Source organism: Nocardiopsis codii (genome assembly GCF_036327455.1).
Classification (GTDB): Bacteria; Actinomycetota; Actinomycetes; order Streptosporangiales; family Streptosporangiaceae; genus Nocardiopsis; species Nocardiopsis codii.
In genome coordinates, this window is the sequence record NZ_JAUZMY010000001.1 from 48,348 (window position 1) to 66,881 (window position 18,534).

Genomic DNA, 18,534 nt, shown 5'->3' on the forward strand with positions numbered 1-18,534 from the left:
CCAGCAGGCCCCGCAGTCCTACGGCCAGCCCCCACAGGCACAGCAGCCCCCGGCGCAACCCGGTTTCGCGCCTCCCGGCGGCTCCGCCGAGCAGCACGCCTACGGGCAGCCCCAGCACCCCCAGCAGCCCTACGGCCAGCCCGGGTACGGTCATCAGCCCGCAGGGCAGCCGCCCCAGCCCGGGTACGCCCAGCCCTCGGGCGGCCAGTCCCCGTACGCCCCCCAGCCCGACCAGGGCAACCAGCAGGACTACGGCCAGCAGGCCGCACAGCCCTACGGCCAGCCCCCACAGGCACAGCAGCCCTACGGGCAGCAGGCCGGCGCGCAGCAGGGCTACGTCCCGCAGCCCGAGTACGCCCAGCAGCAGCACGCCTACGGCCAGCCGCAGTACCCCGGCCCCTACGGCCAGCCTCAGCAGCCCGCGCAGGGGAACGACAACGGCACGCTCGTGGCCATGCTGGCCCACCTGTCGGGCTTCGTGATCGCGTGCTTCGGCTGGATTCCGCCGCTGGCCGTCTACCTCGCCAAGCGCAACCAGTCGCCGTTCGTGCGCCACCACGCCTCGGAGGCGGCCAACTTCCAGATCACGCTGCTGATCCCGTACGTCTTCGCCTGGGTCGTCTTCATCGGACTGGGTATCTTCTTCCCGAGCCTGTCCTGGATCGGCTCCCTTCTCATCGCGCTCGTCTGGATCGTGTCGATCGTCTTCGGGGTCATGGGCGCCAACAGCGCGAACAAGGGGACCTGGTACCGCTACCCGGTCAGCATCCGCCTGCTGAAGTGAGGCGCGCCCCTCACAGGCCCGAGCGAGTCCACACGAAGGAACCGACATGTCGTACCCGAACAACCCGTCCGAGGACCCCTACGGCCAGGGCTACCAGCCCGGCCACAACGACGGCTCCGGCGGCTACCCCGGCCAGCACCCGGGTCAGCCCGGCGGCTACCCGGCTCCCGGCGGCCAGCAGCCCGGCGGCTACCCGCCGCCCCCGCAGGGCGACCCCTCGCAGGGGTACCAGAGCGGCGGTTACCCGCCGCCGCACGGCGACCCGTCCCAGGGGTACCCGGGTGGCGCCCACCCCGGTCACCAGCAGGGCGGATACCCGCCCCCCGGCCAGCCCGGCGGCTACCCGGGCCAGGACCAGGCCGGCGGCTACCCGGCTCCCGGGTACCCCCAGGGCGGTTACCCGCCCCCGGGCGGCCAGCCGGGATACGGCCAGCCCGGGTACGGCCAGCCCGGAGCGGACGACAGGCAGATGGCCTTCCTCGCCCACCTGGGCGGCGGCATCCTCGGCGTCCTGGTCCCCCTGATCATCTTCCTGGTCAAGAAGGACTCCTCGCCGTTCGTCCGCCAGCAGTCCCTGAGCGCCCTCAACTTCCAGCTGGTCCTGTTGATCGGCTACATCGTCTCCTCGGTGCTCTCGTTCATCTTCATCGGCGCGCTCCTCGGCCTCGGAATCTGGATCTTCGCCGTCGTCGTCGGGCTCCAGCGCGGCCAGGCGGTCAACCGGGGCGAGATGCCCCAGCCGTACCCCATCACCGTCACCTGGGTGAATAACGCCCGACCCGCCCATCCAGAACGCTCCCGGCGCGCGCCGGGCCCCTTCTGCATGTGCGGTACGCGGCGCACCCTCAGGTGAGGTCGCGCACCACGGCGTCGGCGAGCAGGCGCCCCCGGCGGGTCAGGACGGCGCGGCCCGCGCCGTGGGCGCCGGCCTCCAGCAGGCCCTCGGCGACGGCGCGCTCGGCCGCGGCGCGCCCGTGCGGCTCCAGCAGGTCCAGCGGGCACCCCTGCTCCACACGCAGTTCCAGCAGGACCCGCTCGAAGCGGCGCTCCTCCGGTGTGAGCACCTCGCGGGCCTGGCCCGGGCTGTCGCCGGCGGCCAGTCGCGCGGCGTAGGCGGCCGGGTGCTTGACGTTCCACCACCGGGTGCCGCCGACGTGGCTGTGCGCGCCGGGGCCGACGCCCCACCAGTGCCCGCCGGTCCAGTAGAGGAGGTTGTGGGCGCTGCGCCCCTCGGGGGTGCGCGCCCAGTTGGAGACCTCGTAGGCCGCGAACCCGGCCTTGGCGAGGGCGTCGTCGGCCATCAGGTAGCGGTCGGCCATCGTGTCGTCGTCGGGCTCGGTGAGCTCGCCCCTGCGCACCCGGGCGGCGAGGCGGGTCCCCTCCTCCACGATCAGCGAGTAGGCGGAGACGTGGTCGGGCCCGGCGGAGACCGCCGCGTCGAGGGAGGCGCGCCAGTCGTCGTCGGTCTCGCCCGGCGTGCCGTAGATCAGGTCCAGGTTGACGTGGTCGAACCCGGCGTCGCGCGCCCACCCGACGCACTGCTCGGGGCGTCCGGGGGTGTGGCCGCGCTCCAGGACCTTCAGCACGTGCGGGCGGGCGCTCTGCATGCCGAAGGAGATCCGGGTGAACCCGGCCTCGCGCAGGCGCACCAGGTACTCCGGCGTGACGGTCTCGGGGTTCGCCTCCGTGGTGACCTCGGCCCCGGGGGTGAACCCGAAGCGGTCGCGGACCGCGGCGACGATCCGCCCCAGGTCCTCGGCGGACAGCAGGGTCGGGGTTCCTCCGCCGACGAACACGGTGCTGACCGGGGGCCTCTCCCCCGACAGGGCGCGGTCGGCCAGCGCGACCTCGGCGACGGCCTGGTCCGCGTACGTGGCCCGGGAGGCCGTGGCGGTCCCGTCCCGGGAGACGAGCTCCTCGGCCGTGTAGGTGTTGAAGTCGCAGTAGCCGCAGCGTGTGACGCAGAAGGGCACGTGGACGTAGAACCCGAGCGGCTGCTCGCCGAGCTCGGCGAGGGAGGCTTCGGGCAGTTCCCCGGTACGCGGTACGGGGTCGCCGTCGAGGGCAACGGAAGGCATGCCTCCAGTGTCACCGACACGGCGGCGTGCCCCGGCCGGACCTCGGCCGCGACGCGCCCGGCACGGACGCGGGGCGCGGAGAGATGGGACACACGCTCCCGCGCGCCCCGCCGGCCCGCACCGGGAGGAGGTACGGAGCGCGGCTGTGCGGGCGGAGGCGGGGTGGGAGGCCGGGGCCTGTCCGGGGGCCGCGGGGACGGATCCCGGGGCTCCGGACACGGGGACGCGTGACAGGGGGTGGAGGGGAGGGGGAACGGGGTGGGTGCGGGGCGCGGGTCAGGGGTTGGCGTGAGCCGGGGACGCGGACTGCGGGGAGAGGGCTCCCCGGGAGGGGGCGACGCGTCCGGACGCGGTCTGCCGGTCGGGGGCGATCGCGGTGGATCCGCGCACGACCAGTTCGGGATCGAACACGAACTCGGTGTGGGAGACGGGGTGCCCGGCGATCTCGTCGCACAGGGCGCGCACCGCGGCCAGGGCCATCGCGTTGACCGGCTGGCGGACGGTGGTCAGCGGCGGGTCGGTGAAGGCGATGAGCTGGGAGTCGTCGTAGCCGACCACGGAGAAGTCCTGGGGGACGCGCAGGCCCCGCTGGCGGGCGGCCCGGATGGCCCCGAGGGCCATCATGTCGGATCCGCAGACCATGGCGGTGACGCCGCGTTCGATCAGCCGCACGGCGGCCGCGTGTCCGCCCTCGACACCGAACAGGGACAGCTCCACCAGGTCGTCCCCGTCGAGGCCGTGCAGGGCGAGGGCCTGGTGATAGCCCTCCAGCTTGCGGCGGACCGGGACGTAGCGCTCGGGGCCGCTGGTGAAGCCGATGCGGGTGTGGCCGAGGGCGACCAGGTGGTTGACGGCCAGCCTGCCTGCCTCCCGGTCGTCCGCGGAGATGAACGCCGACGGGATGGCCTCGGCGAACCCGTTGACCAGGACGATCGGCAGTCTTCGTGAGACCAGTGCGTGGTAGCGCTCGTGCGGGGCCGTGGTGTCGGCGTGCTTGCCGGAGACGAAGAGGATGCCGGAGACGTTGCGCTCCAGGAGCAGCTCCACGTACTCGTCCTCTGTTATTCCGCCGGGGGTCTGGGTGCACAGAACCGGCGTGTACCCGCGTTGGGCCAGCGCTCCCTCGGCGGCCTGGGCGAACATCGGGAAGACCGGGTTCTCGAGTTCGGGGATGACCATGCCGACCAGCCCGGCCGACCGCTGTCGCAGCCTCGCGGGGCGCTCGTAGCCGAGGACGTCGAGGGCGGTCAGGACGGCCTTGCGGGTTTCGGTGCCGACCCCCGGCTTGTCATTGAGCACCCGCGAGACGGTGGCCTCGCTGACGCCTGCGTGCCGTGCGATGTCGGCAAGTCGTGGACCCATGGCGTAACTCTAGTCGAGATCGCCGTCACATGGCCGAAAGTTCGCGGTAATCTTGCGCAAGAACTTGCAGTCGCCACAGGGAAGGACCCCCGATGGAGCCTCAGTCTCGCTGGTGGCGTGAAGCGGCCATCTACCAGATCTACGTGCGCAGCTTCGCCGACTCCAACGGTGACGGGGAGGGCGATCTCACCGGTATCCGGGAGCGCCTCCCCCACCTGGCCGAGCTCGGCGTGGACGCGATCTGGCTGACCCCGTTCTACGTCTCACCCCTCGCCGACGGCGGCTACGACGTCGCCGACTACCGCGACGTCGACCCCCGGTTCGGCACGCTGGAGGACTTCGACGCCCTCCTCGGCGCAGCCCACGGCCTGGGCATCCGCCTGATCATCGACGTGGTGCCCAACCACTCCTCCTCCGCACACCGGTGGTTCCGCGAGGCCGTCGCCGCCGAGCCCGGCAGCGCGGCCCGCTCCCGGTACCTCTTCCGTGACGGCAAGGGCCCCGACGGGGAGCAGCCGCCCAACAACTGGCAGTCGATCTTCGGCGGCCCCGCCTGGACGCGCCTCAAGCGCCCCGACGGCACACCCGAGCAGTGGTACCTGCACCTGTTCGACCCCGAGCAGCCCGACCTCGACTGGACCAACCAGGAGGTGCACGACGAGTTCGACGACGTGCTGCGCTTCTGGCTGGACCGGGGCGTGGACGGGTTCCGCATCGACGTCGCGCACGGCATGGTCAAGGACCCGGCGCTGCCCGACATCGCCGAGGGGGCCAAGTCCGACCTGCTCGACGGCAGCACCACGCTTCCCTACTTCGACCAGGACGGCGTGCACGACATCTACCGCCGATGGTCGGCCATCGCCGCCTCCTACCCGGGTGAGCGCGCGCTGGTGGCGGAGGCGTGGGTGGAGGACGCGGACCGGGTGGCCCGCTACCTGCGGCCGGACGAACTGCACCAGGCCTTCAACTTCGAGTACCTGACCGCCCCCTGGGACGCCGCGCGCCTGCGGGAGGTCATCGACGGGTCCCTGGCCGCCAACGGCGCGGTGGGCGCCACCACGACGTGGGTGCTGTCCAACCACGACGTGACCCGCCACGTGACCCGTTTCGGCGGCGGCGAGCAGGGGCTGCGCCGAGCGCGCGCGGCGACGCTGCTGATGCTGGGCCTGCCCGGCTCGGTGTACCTGTACCAGGGCGAGGAGCTGGGCCTTCCGGAGGTCACCGACCTGCCGGACGAGGCGCTCCAGGACCCGACCTGGGAGCGTTCGGGCCGCACCGAGCGCGGCCGGGACGGCTGCCGGGTGCCGCTGCCCTGGGAGGACGGGAGCGCCCCGTTCGGGTTCGGCCCGGAGGGAAGCACCCCGTGGCTGCCCGTTCCCGAGGGCTGGGGCGCCCTGTCGCGCGCGTCCCAGCGCGGCGTGGAGGGCTCGACCCTGGAGCTGTACACCAGGGCGCTCGGGCTCCGCCGCGAGCTGGACGCCCTGGGCGACGGCTCCATGACCTGGCTGGACGCGCCCGAGGGCGTGCTGTACTTCCAGCGCGAGCCGGGCGTACGGGTCGCGGTGAACTTCACCGGGGCTCCCGTGGAGATCGCGGCGACGGGCGAGGTGCTCGTGTCCAGCGGTCCGGTGACCGGGCCGGCCGACGGCTCCCTGGGCCTCCCCGCCGAGACGGCGGTCTGGCTGCGCGGCTGACGCCGTGCGGGCGGTGCCGGGCCCCCGGCACCGCCCGTCCTCTCTCCCGCGTCCCGCCCCGGGGCGCCCGTGCCGCCCCCGCGCACGGCCCCCGTTCCGGATACCGCGGCCCCCGCGCCTCCGCCCCCGGCCCTCCGCTCCGCGCCCCTGCCGCCGCGAGCGCCTTGGTCCGCTCCTCCGCGCCCCCGGGCGCCGAGCCTCCAGGACCGGCCGGGGACGCCCACCGCATCCACCCCGTGCGCACCTCGGCCGACCGCCGCCCGAGCCCTGCGCCGGGCCCCGTCACACCCAATGGTGTGACTAAATGATCGTTCATCACAGATATCATCATCCCGCGGTCACCGCACAACTACGCAAGGCAGGCGATCACACGCCCGTTTCCGCGGTGTTTCCACATCTTTATGCAGCAAGCCTGCAAAGCCTTTCAAAGCTTGCAAGTTATTGCTAACGTCACATCACCACGCATGCCGGCGACGGGCCCGGGGCCACCGGCGAACCGCATGCGCGACCTCCTCAGCACGGCCTCCCGGAAGGAACACACCATGAGATTCCGCAGCGCACCAGTGGTGGCAGGCATCGCCGCGATCACACTGATGGCGACCGCGTGCGGCAGCGGCGGTGAGGGAGGGGGCGACGACGCGTCGGCCGAGGGCACCCTCGTCATCTGGTCCGACCCGGAGCGCGCCGACGCCATCCAGGCCGCCGCCGCGGAGTTCGCGGAGGCCAACGGGATCGAGGTCGACGTCCAGGGCCTGGCCTTCGACGACATCCAGGGCGACCTCCTCAACGCCCACCAGGCCGGGAACGCCCCCGACGTCTTCATCGGCGCCCACGACTGGACCGGGAACCTGGTGCGCAACGGCGCGGTCCAGCCCGTCGAGCTCCCGCAGGGCCGCGCCGACGGCCTGGAGGCCACGGCCATCGACGCGCTGACCTACGACGGCCAGCTCTTCGGCGTGCCGTACTCGCAGGAGAACATCTTCCTGATGCGCAACACCGAACTGGTGCCCGACGCCCCCGAGACGTTCGAGGAGCTGGTCGAGGCCGGCACCGAGCTCAAGGACGCGGGCGAGACCAGCGAGGTCCTGGCCATGGCCGTCGGGCAGGAGGGCGAGCCCTTCCGCATGAACGCGCTCTTCACCTCCGCGGGCGGCTACCTCTTCGGCCAGGACGACACCGGTACCTGGAACCCCGCCGACCTGGGCGTGGGCTCCGACGACTCCGTGGCCGCCATGGAGAGGATCGCCGAGTACGGCGAGGCGGGCGAGGGCGTGCTGCGGCGGTCCATCGACACGGAGAACGACGCCGTCCTGTTCTACGAGGAGGACGCCCCGTTCTTCATCGCCGGCCCGTGGAACGTCGGTGACGCCAACGACTCCGGCGTCGACTTCGGGATCAGCGCCATCCCGGGCTTCGAGGGCGAGGACCCGGCCAGCCCCTACATCGGCTACCACGCCTTCTTCGTCACCGAGGGCAGCGCCAACAGCGCCCTCGCCCAGGAGTTCGTGACCAACTACGTCACGGACACCGAGTTCGTCCTCAGCCTCTACGAGGCCGACCCGCGCACCCCCGTGCAGGTGGAGGCCCTGGAATCGGTCTCCGCGGACGACCCCAACGTCGCCGCGATCGCCGAGGCCGGCGCCGACGGCATGCCGATGCCCTCCATCCCCGAGATGGGCGAGACCTGGGAGCCGCTGGGCATCGCCCAGGCCGCCGCCATCTCCGGCGAGGACGTCCGTGAGGCCATGGAGGCCGCCCACGAGACGATCGCCGCCCAGATCGGCGAGTAGCGGTGGCCTCCAGGAAATCCGACACCGCGGGCGCCCCCGGCAAGGGGGCGCCCGCCCGCCCCGCCCTCCCGGGCGGACGGTTCGCCGGCGACGGCTCACTCGGCGGACAGCTCCTCAAGATCTCCCTGCTCGGCCTGTTCACCGCCCTCGGGGCGTGGGCGGCCCTGCCCCTGTACGTGGCGGGCAACTGGCCGGGCATCGCCCTGGTCGCCGCCGTCGTCGCGCTCGTCTACTGGATCTACCTGTCCAAGCGCGCCGTCCCGGTCAAGTACCTCGTACCGGGCGTGCTGTTCCTGCTGGCCTTCCAGATCCTCCCCGTGCTCTACACGATGAGCACGTCCGTCACGAACCTCAGCGACGGTCACCGCGGCGACAAGCAGCAGGCGATCGCCGCCATCGAGGCGTACTCGGTGACCAGCCCCGACGGGGCCCGGGAGTACATTCTCACCGTGGCCGTCACCGGCTCTCCCGAGACCGGTGAGCTGGTCTTCCTCCTCGTCGACGACGACGGCACCGCCTACGCGGGCGACGCGGAGGGGCTCACCGAGCTCACCGGGGCGACGGTCGAACCCTCCGGCAAGGTCACCGAGGCCTTCGGATACTCGATCCTGACCCCGACCGAGGTCAACGCCCGCAGCGAGGAGCTCTCGGCGTTCGCCGTACCCTCGGGGAACGGGTCCGGGATCCGCTCCAGCGGCCTGTCCAGCGCTTTCGAGGGCACGGCCACCCGCGTCTACGACGCGGACTGCGACTGCGTCACCGACTCCGAGACCGGGGTGGTCTACCACGCCGACGACGAGCGCGGCGCGTTCTACGACGACGAGGGGCAGCGCCTGGCGCAGGGCTGGCAGGTGGGCGTCGGCTTCGACAACTTCGCCCGCTTCCTGTTCAACCCCACCTTCGCGGCGTCGTTCTTCAGCATCCTGGTGTGGAACATCGCCTTCGCCGTCTCGGTCACCTTCCTGGTGTTCGTGGTGGGCCTGGCGGTCGCCCTCACGCTGCACGTGCCCAGGCTGCGCGGCAAGGTCGTGTACCGGATCCTCGTGGTCCTGCCGTACGCGATGAGCTCCCTCGCGATGTTCCTGCTGTGGCGGGACATGTTCAACACCGACTTCGGCCTGTTCAACCGGATGCTCGGCCTGCAGGTCGACTGGTTGGGCGACCAGTGGAGCGCACGGGCGGCGGTGATCATCGCCAACGTGTGGCTGGGCTACCCGTACATGTTCCTGGTGGCCACCGGGGCTCTCCAGGCCATCCCCCGTGAGCTCGGACAGGCGGCGCAGATCGACGGCGCGGGACCCTGGCAGGCGTTCCGCAACGTCACCCTCCCCCTGCTGATGGTCGCCATGACGCCGATCCTCATCGCGACGTTCGCGTTCAACTTCAACAACTTCAACGCGGTGTGGCTGATCAGCCGGGGCGGCCCCTTCTCACCGGAGAACCCGACGGCCGGGGCCACCGACCTGCTCATCACGTACACCTACCGTCTCGCCTTCAACGAGGCCACCGCCCAGTACGGGTACGCGGCCGCGCTGTCGGTCATGATCTTCCTGATCGTGGCGGGGATGTCCGTGATCAGTCTCAGCCGCAGCAAGGCCCTCGAGGAGGTGGACTGATGGCGGTGGACGCCACCGGCACCGCACGCACGCCCTACCGGCGCAGCGCGGGAACCCGGTTCTCCCTGTGGGCCGTCAGGTTCGGCTGGCGCCACCTGGTGATGCTGGCGGTCGTGGCCTTCGCGGTCTTCCCGGTCCTGTTCGTCGTGTCCGCCGCCCTCAACCCGCTGGGCACCCTGTCCAGCGCACAGCTGTGGCCGACCGGGGCGAGCCTGGACAACGCCCGGGACCTCTTCACGAACACGCCGTTCACCACCTGGTACGCGAACTCGCTGTTCTTCGCGGTCACCAACGCGGCCGCGACGGTGATGCTGTCGGCGCTCGCCGCGTACGCGTTCAGCCGTATGCGGTTCAGGGGTCGCAAGGTGGGGCTGATCGGCCTCCTGGTGATCCAGATGTTCCCGCAGTTCCTGGCGATCGTGGCGATCTACCTGATGTTCACCACGCTCGGCGAGTACTACCCGGGGATCGGCTTCGACACGCGGTGGGGGCTGCTGCTGGTGTACCTGGGCGGCGCGCTCAGCATCAACACGTGGCTCATGAAGGGCTTCTTCGACACCGTGCCGAAGGAACTGGACGAGTCGGCGCAGATCGACGGCGCCTCACACGCCCAGGTGTTCTTCCGGATCATGCTGCCGCTGGTGACGCCCGTGCTGGCGATCGTGGGGCTGCTGGTGTTCATCTCCACCATCAACGAGTTCCTGATGGCGAGCGTGTTCCTGCGCGACACCGACGCCAAGACCCTGGGGCTCGGGCTCTACCAGCTGGTGTCGTCCCAGCGGAACGCGAACTTCGGGATGTTCGCGGTGGGCGCCATCATGCTGTCCCTGCCCACCCTGGCCGTGTTCTGGTTCCTCCAGCGCTACATCACGGAGGGCCTGACCGCCGGAGCCGTCAAGGGATAGCCCCCTGCCGCCCGGCCCCCGGGATCCCCGCGGGCGCCGGGCAGGGCCTCGCCGTCCGCGCGCCGGACGCCGCGGACGACGGAGGGGGTGCCCGTTCGGGCACCCCCTCCGTCGTTCCCCGGACCCGCCCGGTCCGGGAACCACTACTTCTTCTTCTTGTCCTCGGCACCGCCGCCGTCGGTGGACAGGGCGGAGATGAAGGCCTCCTGGGGCACCTCGACCCGGCCGACCATCTTCATCCGCTTCTTGCCCTCCTTCTGCTTCTCCAGCAGCTTGCGCTTACGGCTGATGTCGCCGCCGTAGCACTTGGCGAGCACGTCCTTGCGGATGGCGCGGATGTTCTCACGCGCGATCACCCGGGCGCCGATGGCGGCCTGGATGGGGACCTCGAACTGCTGCCGCGGGATCAGCTCGCGCAGCTTCTTGGTCATGTCCACGCCGTACGTGTAGGCCTTGTCCTTGTGGACGATCGCGGAGAACGCGTCGACGGCCTCGCCCTGGAGCAGGATGTCGACCTTGACCAGGTCGGCCTGCTGCTCGCCGGTGGGCTCGTAGTCCAGGGACGCGTAGCCCTTGGTCCGCGACTTGAGGTGGTCGAAGAAGTCGAACACGATCTCGGCCATGGGCAGCATGTACCGCATCTCCACGCGGTCCTCGGACAGGTAGTCCATGCCCTGGAGGTCGCCGCGCCGCTCCTGGCACAGCTCCATGATCTGGCCGATGTGGTCGGAGGGGCTCAGCACCGTCGCCTTGACCATCGGCTCGTAGATCGCGGCGATCTTGCCGGCCGGGAACTCGCTGGGGTTGGTCACGACGTGCTCGACGCCGTCCTCCATCTCCACCCGGTAGACCACGTTGGGTGCCGTGGAGATGAGGTCGAGGTTGAACTCGCGCTCCAGGCGGGCCCGGGTGATCTCCAGGTGGAGCAGGCCGAGGAACCCGCAGCGGAAGCCGAAGCCCAGCGCCGCGGAGGTCTCCGGCTCGAACACCAGGGCGGCGTCGTTGAGCTGGAGCTTCTCCAGGGCGTCGCGCAGCACCGGGTAGTCGGTGCCCTCGAGCGGGTACAGGCCCGAGAACACCATGGGCTTGGGTTCCTGGTACCCGCCGAGCATCTCGGTCGCCGGTTTGTTCAGGGAGGTGATGGTGTCACCGACCTTGGACTGGCGGACGTCCTTGACACCGGTGATGATGTAGCCGACCTCGCCCACGCCCAGACCACCGCACTTGGTGGGCTCGGGCGAGCTGACGCCGATCTCCAGGATCTCGTGCGAGGCCCGGGTCGACATCATCTGGATGCGCTCGCGCGGGCTGAGCTTGCCGTCGATCACACGGACGTAGGTGACGACGCCGCGGTAGGTGTCGTAGACCGAGTCGAAGATCATCGCGCGGGCGGGCGCGTCCGCGTCGCCGACGGGCGCGGGGATCTGGTTGACGATCTCGTTGAGGAGCTCCTCGACGCCCTGCCCCGTCTTAGCGCTGACCTTGAGCACGTCGGAGGGCTCGCAGCCGATGATGCCCGCGATCTCCTCCGCGTACTTCTCCGGCTGGGCGGCCGGGAGGTCGATCTTGTTGAGCACGGGGATGACGGTGAGGTCGTTCTCCAGCGCCATGTACAGGTTGGCGAGGGTCTGCGCCTCGATGCCCTGCGCGGCGTCCACCAGGAGGACCGCGCCCTCGCAGGCGGCGAGCGAACGCGAGACCTCGTAGGTGAAGTCGACGTGCCCGGGGGTGTCGATGAGGTCCAGCGTGTACGTCTTGTCGTCGAGCGCCGTGAACGGGATCCGCACGGCCTGCGACTTGATGGTGATGCCGCGCTCGCGCTCGATGTCCATGCGGTCCAGGTACTGGGCGCGCATCTGGCGGTCCTCGACGACTCCGGTGATCTGGAGCATCCGGTCGGCCAGCGTCGACTTGCCATGGTCGATGTGCGCGATGATGCAGAAGTTGCGGATCAGCGCGGGATCGGTCCAGTTCGGCTGTGCCACCGTGCTCCGTTCACAGGTTAGGGTCCGGGTCGCGTGTGCGCCTGCGGCGTCACCGCCCCGCCGCGGCGTGGGCCGACGGCATCGTCAATCCTCCCACGGCGACGGGGTCGCCCTCCCCTGGGACGGCCGCCGACCGTGCGGCAGTATGGGGTTCGGGTGTGGGACTCGTGTCCAGATTATGTGACCTGGTACCGGGAACGTGCCGTTCGCACACGGGGCACGGGCGCGGCCGGAGCGTGTGAGGAGCATTCGGGTGAAGTGGCTGTTGACACGATTGTTCGCCGGGCTGGCCGCGATCGCGGTGGTCCTGGTGGGCGCGGGGGCACTGCTGGCCTACCAGTACTCGGGCGACCCCGCCCCGTGGGCGGCCTCCCAGGGCGCCGACGCCGCGTGGGTGGGCTCGTGGGAGGACACCGGGAACCTGGCGCGGGTGCTCGACACCGGCGGGGTGGACACGGTGTACGTGTACGCGGGCGACATCGACGCCGAGGGCGCGGTGGAACGGGTGGAGGACACCGGGGCCCTGCTCTCGTGGCTGGGCTCGGAGTACCCGGACGTGCGCGCGCTGGCGTGGCTGCGGCACGGGGCGGACGGGTCGTCGCTGATCCGCGACCGGTTCGGCGCCGAGGCCCGTGACGCCCTGGCGCCGGCCGTCGCCGAGGTGGCGGCCGACGGGTTCGCCGGGGTCCACCTGGACATCCGGCCGGTGACCGTGAACGACCCCTCGATGCCCGAGCTCATGGCACGGGTGCGCGAGGAGCTGGGCGAGGACCCCGTGCTGTCGCTGCAGGCGCACCACGTGGAGCTGGTGCCCGGCGGCCGGGTCCCCTCGTTCGTCGCCGACGGCGGGGAGAAGTACTGGTCCAAGGGCTATCTGGACCGGATGGCCGAGCACGCCGACGAGGTCGTGCTGCCGGGCGTGGGCGCGGACATGCCGGCCGAGGCGATGTACGGGGGGTTCATGGTGCGGCAGGTGACCGAGTCGCTGGCCGCCCTGAGCACGCGCGAGGACGTGGCCGTGCGCTTCGGCCTGCCGACCTACAGCGGCGAGGAGTGGGGGCCGCCGGTCGGGAACGAGTCGGCCGCGACCGCGCTCGCCGGGATCCGGCTCGGCCTGACACAGGCGGAGCCCGCGGAGGGGAGGACGCTCGGGGTGGCGTTCTACCTCGGGGACGAGACGGGCGAGGCGGACGTGGCCGCGTACACCGCCGGTTGGCTGCTGTCCTAGCGCGCACGCTCCGCCGGAGCGGCGTGCCGCCCGTGCGGCCCCGGGAGGCGCGTGCGGCCCCTGACGTGACAGGCGGGGGCGGGTGGAACCCGGCGGGCCCCTGCGGCCCGCGTCGGACCCGGTCGGGCGCGGCCCGCCAGCCGCCGACGACCCCGCGCCGTGTCGGGGGACACCGCCGTTCCTCCCGCGTGACACGGCCGGAGGAAACCGCGGGGATAAGCGCTCCGGAACTCCCGGACACCCGGTCACGGGGAGCGGACGTCCCGGCCCGGGGCGCCCCGGGCCGGGACGGGGAGCCGCGCCGTGGATCACCGGCCCGTGTACGTGACGGGACCTGCGTGCGCGAGTGGTGGCCGTGTGCTGCATACTGGAAGTCCGTGTCTCGGACTTCCACGTTCCAATATGAGCCCCGTGGACTCACACACCCGGCGTCGGCGCCCACCCTGGCCTCTCGCGGAACGGCTGCCCGCGAGTTGAGCCGCTTGTTCGACCGACGCGATCATCAGAGTAACTGGAGCACGTTTTCGCATGGCGAACATCAAGTCGCAGAAGAAGCGCATTCGGCAGAACGAGAAGGCCCGTGTCCGCAACCAGGCGGTGCGCTCCTCGCTGAAGACGGCCATCCGCAAGTTCCGTGAGGCTTCCGAGGCCGGGGACGTCGAGAAGGCCACTGTCGCGCAGCGCGACGCCGCGCGCGCGCTGGACAAGGCCCAGAGCAAGGGCGTCATCCACAAGAACCAGGCCGCGAACCGCAAGAGCGCGATCGCCAAGCGCCTGCACGAGCTTCAGTCCGCCTAGGGCAGACCTGCTTCGACCGGCCCGGTGTCCGCACCGGGCCGGTTTTGTCGTTCCCGGGCCCCGCACGCACCGTTGTCCACAGGTGGAAACAGGCCGATGACAGAGCGTTCGCGGCTTCCTAACGTTGTCGTATGACCGCTCCGCGCCGTCCCCGGCGCCACCGTCCCGTGTACGACCAGCAGGCCCGGCTCCGGGCGCTCACCCTGGACTCCTCCCCCACCGCGCAGAGGCTGCGGGCGCGGATCCCACGGCCTCCCCTCGACCCCCTGCCGACCGTGTCCCCGGCTCCCCCGCCCTCCGCCGCGAGGCCCGTGGACGCTGCCCGGACCGAGGCGCGTGCGGGGCACGGGGACACCGCGCCTCCGGCGGGCTCCCCGCCTCCTCCGGCGCGGGTGCCGGCCCCGCGCCCCTCATCCTCCGGAGGGCCGTCGGCCCCCGTGCGCGCGTCCCCCGCGCCCGCGGGGGCGCGGCCCGAGGGCTCGCCCATCCCGAGCGCCCCCTACGCCGTGGGCGGGGCCGGTTCCGAGGTTCCGTACCGTCCGCGGGCAGCACGACGGGGAGGCCCACCTGCGTACCCGGCACGGACCGCCCCGGCGGAGCACCGCGGCGTGTGGCCGGACAGGGCCCCGGAGGACACCCTGACCGTGGTTTCGCCGCCGACGGCCCTGCCCGCCTGCGGGAGGGCGGCGCCGTCCGGCGTCGGTGGCCCCGGAGGGCGGGGCGGGAGCGGCGCGGAGAGCGCGGTCCTCGGCGCCCGCCGCCCGGAGGGCGCTCCGCGGGCCGCGTCCCGGGAGGAGGCCGCCGGCCGGCCCCCGGCCGCGCCCGCTCCGCGGGGAGGATCCCCCGCAAGCCCGTCCGCGGACACGGACCGCACGTGGCGGGAGCCCTCGCCGGAGCGGGCCGGGGCCGCCCCCGGCCCGGCGCGGAGGTCCACCTCCGTGCCGGCCGCGGGCGGGAGCAGGGGACGCACGGCGCCGGCCCGCACGGGCGCGGGCGGGCACGGGTTCGGGAAGCCGGACCCGCGGCAGGAGGACGGGACCGGGGAGGCCGCCGGGCCCTGGGCGGAGCCCGACGGGGAGCGGGGACGCCACCGTCGCGCGGAGCGGCCCCCGTCGGGTTACACGGAGTTCGTCCCGGAGCCGCCGCACGCCTTCCTGGAGCGCCTGTCGCAGCGCTGGTCGCCCCACGCGACCCTGTCCCGGCGTTCGGTGCTCACCCTCATCGTGATCGGTGTGCTGGCCGTCGCGGCGGTCCTGGTGCTGCACGAGCGGCCCACCACCGTGTCGGCGCCGGAGATGGTCGCCCAGTCCGCCTCCGCCCCCGCGTCCGGTGAGCCCGCCGGGGCCGGGTCCGCCGGGGCCGAGCCCTCGGACGGCCCTGCACCGGCCGACGCAGAGGCCGACCTGGTCGTGCACGTGGGCGGTGAGGTGGCGGAACCTGGCCTGTACACGCTGCCCCCGGGGTCGCGTGTCGCCGACGCCGTGGAGGAGGCGGGCGGGGCCCTGCCGGAGGCCGACCTCGACCTGCTCAATCTCGCCCGTGCGCTGGTCGACGGCGAGCAGATCCTGGTGGGCGTCCCCCCGCCCCCGGGGACCTCCGTGAACGGCCCGCCGGGTTCCGACGGGGCCGCGGGCGCGGGGGCCCTGGTCGACGTCAACCGGGCCGACGGAGCGCTGTTGGAGACCCTGCCCGGGGTGGGGCCGGTGATCGCGGAGAACATCATCGCGTACCGGGAGGCCCACGGCCCGTTCTCCAGCGTCGACGACCTCATCAACGTGGACAGGATCGGCGAGAAGGTGCTCGCCGACCTCTCCCCCCACGCGACGGCGGGGTGAGGACCGTGTCGGCCCCGGCCCGCGGGCCCCTCACCACCCCGGGGGTGCCCCGGACATGGTGACGTGGCTGGGAACCGACGCCCACGGTCTGGGGCGGCCCACGGACCTCCGACTGCTCGTGCCCGCCGCGGCGGCGTGGCTCGCCGCCCTGGGCGCCCTCGCGGCGCCTCCGCCGGCGGCGTGGGTGTTCGGCGGCGCCGCCGGATGCGCGGCGGTGGTCCTGTTCGCGGTGTCGCGGCCCCCGTCCGAGGCCCCCGTCCTCACCGTCGTGGCGACCCTGGTCTGCGCGGCCACCGTGGCGGCGGTGACCGGTGTCCACGTGCACCGTGTGGCCGGCAGCGCGGCGACGGAGGCCGCCCGGCACGGGCGCGAGGTGCAGTTCGCGGCGGTGGCGGTCGGCGACCCGGCGGCGCGCGCGGGCACACCGAGGCCGGGGCGGGCCGAGTGGGTGGTGCGCTCCCGCACCACGTGGGTCCGGCTCGGGGCCGGGCCCCGGTCCTCACGCGCCCCGGTGGTGGTCCTGGCCTCCGGCGAGGGCTGGGAAGGCCTCCTGCCCGGGCAGGCCTTCCGCGCGCGGGGGGTCTTCCTCGAGGTCGGGGACGACCCCCTGACGGCGGCCCTGGTCCTGGTGCGCGGGCCTCCCGAGGAGGTGTCCGACCCTGGACGGTCCCAGGCCTTCGCCGGTCAGGTCCGGGAGGGGCTGCGGAACGCGTCGTCCGGGCTCCCGCAACCGGAGCGCGGGCTGCTTCCTGCGCTGATCGTCGGCGACGCGTCCCTGCTGCCGCACGACACCGCGGAGGACTTCCGGGCCACCGGTATGACGCACCTCCTGACCGTGTCCGGAGCCAACCTGGCGATCCTCACCGGTTTCGTCCTGGCGGCGGCCCGACTGCTCCGGGCCCCGCCCTGGTGTGCGGTGGTGGGCGGCGCGGTGATGATCTGGGTGTTCGTGCTGGTGTGCCGTCCGGAGCCGAGCGTGGTGCGGGCCGCCTTCATGGGATCGGTGGGGCTGCTGGCACTGGCGACCGGCCGTGCGCAGGCGGGGCTCGGCGCCCTGAGCGCCACCGTCGTCGGGGTCCTGTTCGTCTCCCCCGGGTTGGCCGCCTCCTTCGGCTTCGCCCTCTCGGTCCTGGCCACCGCGGGCATCCTGCTGCTGGTTCCCGCGTGGACACGGGCGTGGTCGGAGCACATGCCGCCGCCGGTGGCGGAGGCGTTCGCGGTGGCCGTGGCCGCCCACGTCGCCGTCGCCCCCGTGCTGGTGATGCTCTCGGGCGAGCTCTCGTGGGTGGCGGTTCCGGCGAACGTCCTGGCGGCCCCGCTGGTCGCCGCGGTCACCGTGACGGGTTCGGCGGTGGCGGCGCTGGCCGCGGTGTGGCCCGGTGCGGCGTCGGCGGCTGTGCACCTGCCCGCCCTGGGGGTGTCGTGGATCGCGGCGGTCGCCGGGGTCGGCGCCCGCGTCCCGTACGGGGCGCTGTCCTGGCGCCCGGACGTCGTGGGCGGGGTGTTCCTGGCGGTCGTCCTGGCCGCCCTCCTGCTGTCCCGGGGTCGGCTGCGCGCGATGGTCGCGGCGGTCATGGCGACCGTGCTGGTCCTGGCTCTGGCCGCACGGTGCGTTCCCGGAGGGTGGCCGCCCTCGGGGTGGGCACTGGTCGCGTGCGACGTGGGCCAGGGGACCTCGTTCGTGCTGTCCGTGGCCCCGGGCTCGGCGGTGGTCGCCGACACCGGTGAGCATCCCGACCTGGTGGACGGCTGCCTGGACCGCCTCGGCGTGCGGGAGGTTCCGCTGCTCCTCCTCAGCCACGACCACGCCGACCACGTCGACGGGACCCCCGGTGTGCTGCGGCACCGGCGGGTGCACACGGCGATGGCGCCGCCGGGGTTCGGGGGCACACCGGTCGGACGGCTGTTGACCGGGTCCGGGGTCGAACTGGCGGAGGCCGAGCCGGGGCGGGCTCTGCGGGTCGGACCGTGGCTGTTCCGGGTGCTGTGGCCCGACCCGGGGTTCTCGGGCTCGCTCAACGACACCTCGATGGTGGTGCGCGCGGACGGCACGGGGCCGTCGGTGCTGTTGACCGGCGATGTCGAGGAGGTGGCCCAGCGCCGACTGCTGGCCGGGCCGGACGCGGACCTGCTGGCGGTGACCGTCCTGGCCACTCCGCACCACGGGGCGGGGACCCAGGATCCGGCGTTCCTTGAGGCGACCGATCCGGTGGTGTCGGTGACCTCGGTGGGGGCCGACAACCGGTACGGGCACCCGGCACCGTTCACGTGGGGCGTCCTGGAGCGGGTCGCGGAGGTGAACCTGCGTACGGACCGCGACGGCGACGTGGCGGTCCTGGACGGCATCGGGTCCGGCCCGGAGATCGCGGTGGTGCGGGGCCCCGATCCCGCGCGCTGAGCCGGGGACCGGGGCACGGCGGGCCGTACGGCCCCACCGGAGGTGGTCGCGGTGGGGCCGC

13 protein-coding genes are annotated in these 18,534 nt (G+C 72.8%); 10 read left to right on the plus strand and 3 right to left on the minus strand.

The annotated features are described in order from the left end of the window. Positions 1–454: 454 nt before the first annotated feature. Both Q8791_RS00215 and Q8791_RS00220 read left to right on the plus strand, forming a co-directional pair. The gene (locus tag Q8791_RS00215; protein ID WP_330089780.1) at positions 455–784 is read left to right on the plus strand and encodes a DUF4870 domain-containing protein; all 330 of its coding nucleotides are present in this window, start codon (positions 455–457) and stop codon (positions 782–784) included. Between the two features lie 46 nt (positions 785–830). Further along, positions 831–1,637 carry a DUF4870 domain-containing protein gene (locus Q8791_RS00220; protein WP_330089480.1) on the plus strand — a complete coding sequence of 269 codons (807 nt, stop codon included), beginning with the start codon at positions 831–833 and terminating at the stop codon, positions 1,635–1,637. Here Q8791_RS00220 and hemW read toward each other — a convergent pair. Beyond that, positions 1,630–2,862, minus strand: coding sequence for a radical SAM family heme chaperone HemW (gene hemW / locus Q8791_RS00225; RefSeq protein WP_330089481.1), 1,233 nt, complete (start codon positions 2,860–2,862; stop codon positions 1,630–1,632). The genes Q8791_RS00220 and hemW overlap by 8 nt on opposite strands. Before the next feature lie 276 nt (positions 2,863–3,138). Continuing rightward, positions 3,139–4,224, minus strand: a complete 1,086-nt coding sequence (locus tag Q8791_RS00230) for a LacI family DNA-binding transcriptional regulator (protein WP_330089482.1) — start codon at positions 4,222–4,224, stop codon at positions 3,139–3,141. A 92-nt stretch (positions 4,225–4,316) separates the two neighbouring features. On the opposite strand from Q8791_RS00230, the gene Q8791_RS00235 reads away from it, so the two are divergent. From Q8791_RS00235 to Q8791_RS00250, 4 genes are all read left to right on the plus strand, one after another. Next, positions 4,317–5,918 (plus strand): glycoside hydrolase family 13 protein, encoded by a 1,602-nt coding sequence (locus Q8791_RS00235; RefSeq protein ID WP_330089483.1) that lies wholly within the window; start codon positions 4,317–4,319, stop codon positions 5,916–5,918. A 542-nt stretch (positions 5,919–6,460) separates the two neighbouring features. Further along, complete coding sequence (locus Q8791_RS00240; protein ID WP_330089484.1) at positions 6,461–7,708, plus strand: sugar ABC transporter substrate-binding protein; 1,248 nt, start codon at positions 6,461–6,463, stop codon at positions 7,706–7,708. A gap of 2 nt (positions 7,709–7,710) precedes the next feature. Further along, positions 7,711–9,324 (plus strand): ABC transporter permease subunit, encoded by a 1,614-nt coding sequence (locus tag Q8791_RS00245; RefSeq protein ID WP_330089485.1) that lies wholly within the window; start codon positions 7,711–7,713, stop codon positions 9,322–9,324. Further along, positions 9,324–10,229: a sugar ABC transporter permease gene (locus tag Q8791_RS00250; protein WP_330089486.1), complete on the plus strand. Its 906-nt coding sequence runs from the start codon at positions 9,324–9,326 to the stop codon at positions 10,227–10,229. Before Q8791_RS00245 ends, Q8791_RS00250 begins: the two co-directional genes overlap by 1 nt. Before the next feature lie 143 nt (positions 10,230–10,372). Here the strand turns inward: Q8791_RS00250 and lepA are convergent, their stop codons facing one another. Then, complete coding sequence (gene lepA / locus Q8791_RS00255; protein WP_330089487.1) at positions 10,373–12,214, minus strand: translation elongation factor 4; 1,842 nt, start codon at positions 12,212–12,214, stop codon at positions 10,373–10,375. A gap of 253 nt (positions 12,215–12,467) precedes the next feature. On the opposite strand from lepA, the gene Q8791_RS00260 reads away from it, so the two are divergent. From Q8791_RS00260 to Q8791_RS00275, 4 genes are all read left to right on the plus strand, one after another. Then, entirely contained in the window at positions 12,468–13,442 is a 975-nt protein-coding gene (locus Q8791_RS00260) for a hypothetical protein (protein ID WP_330089488.1), read from the plus strand. Between the two features lie 528 nt (positions 13,443–13,970). Then, positions 13,971–14,240, plus strand: coding sequence for a 30S ribosomal protein S20 (gene rpsT / locus Q8791_RS00265; RefSeq protein WP_330089489.1), 270 nt, complete (start codon positions 13,971–13,973; stop codon positions 14,238–14,240). Between the two features lie 938 nt (positions 14,241–15,178). Next, on the plus strand, positions 15,179–16,075 hold the full coding sequence (locus Q8791_RS00270; RefSeq protein WP_330089490.1) for a helix-hairpin-helix domain-containing protein: 897 nt from the start codon (positions 15,179–15,181) through the stop codon (positions 16,073–16,075). Between the two features lie 55 nt (positions 16,076–16,130). Further along, on the plus strand, positions 16,131–18,473 hold the full coding sequence (locus Q8791_RS00275) for a ComEC/Rec2 family competence protein (protein WP_330089491.1): 2,343 nt from the start codon (positions 16,131–16,133) through the stop codon (positions 18,471–18,473). Positions 18,474–18,534 lie beyond the last annotated feature (61 nt).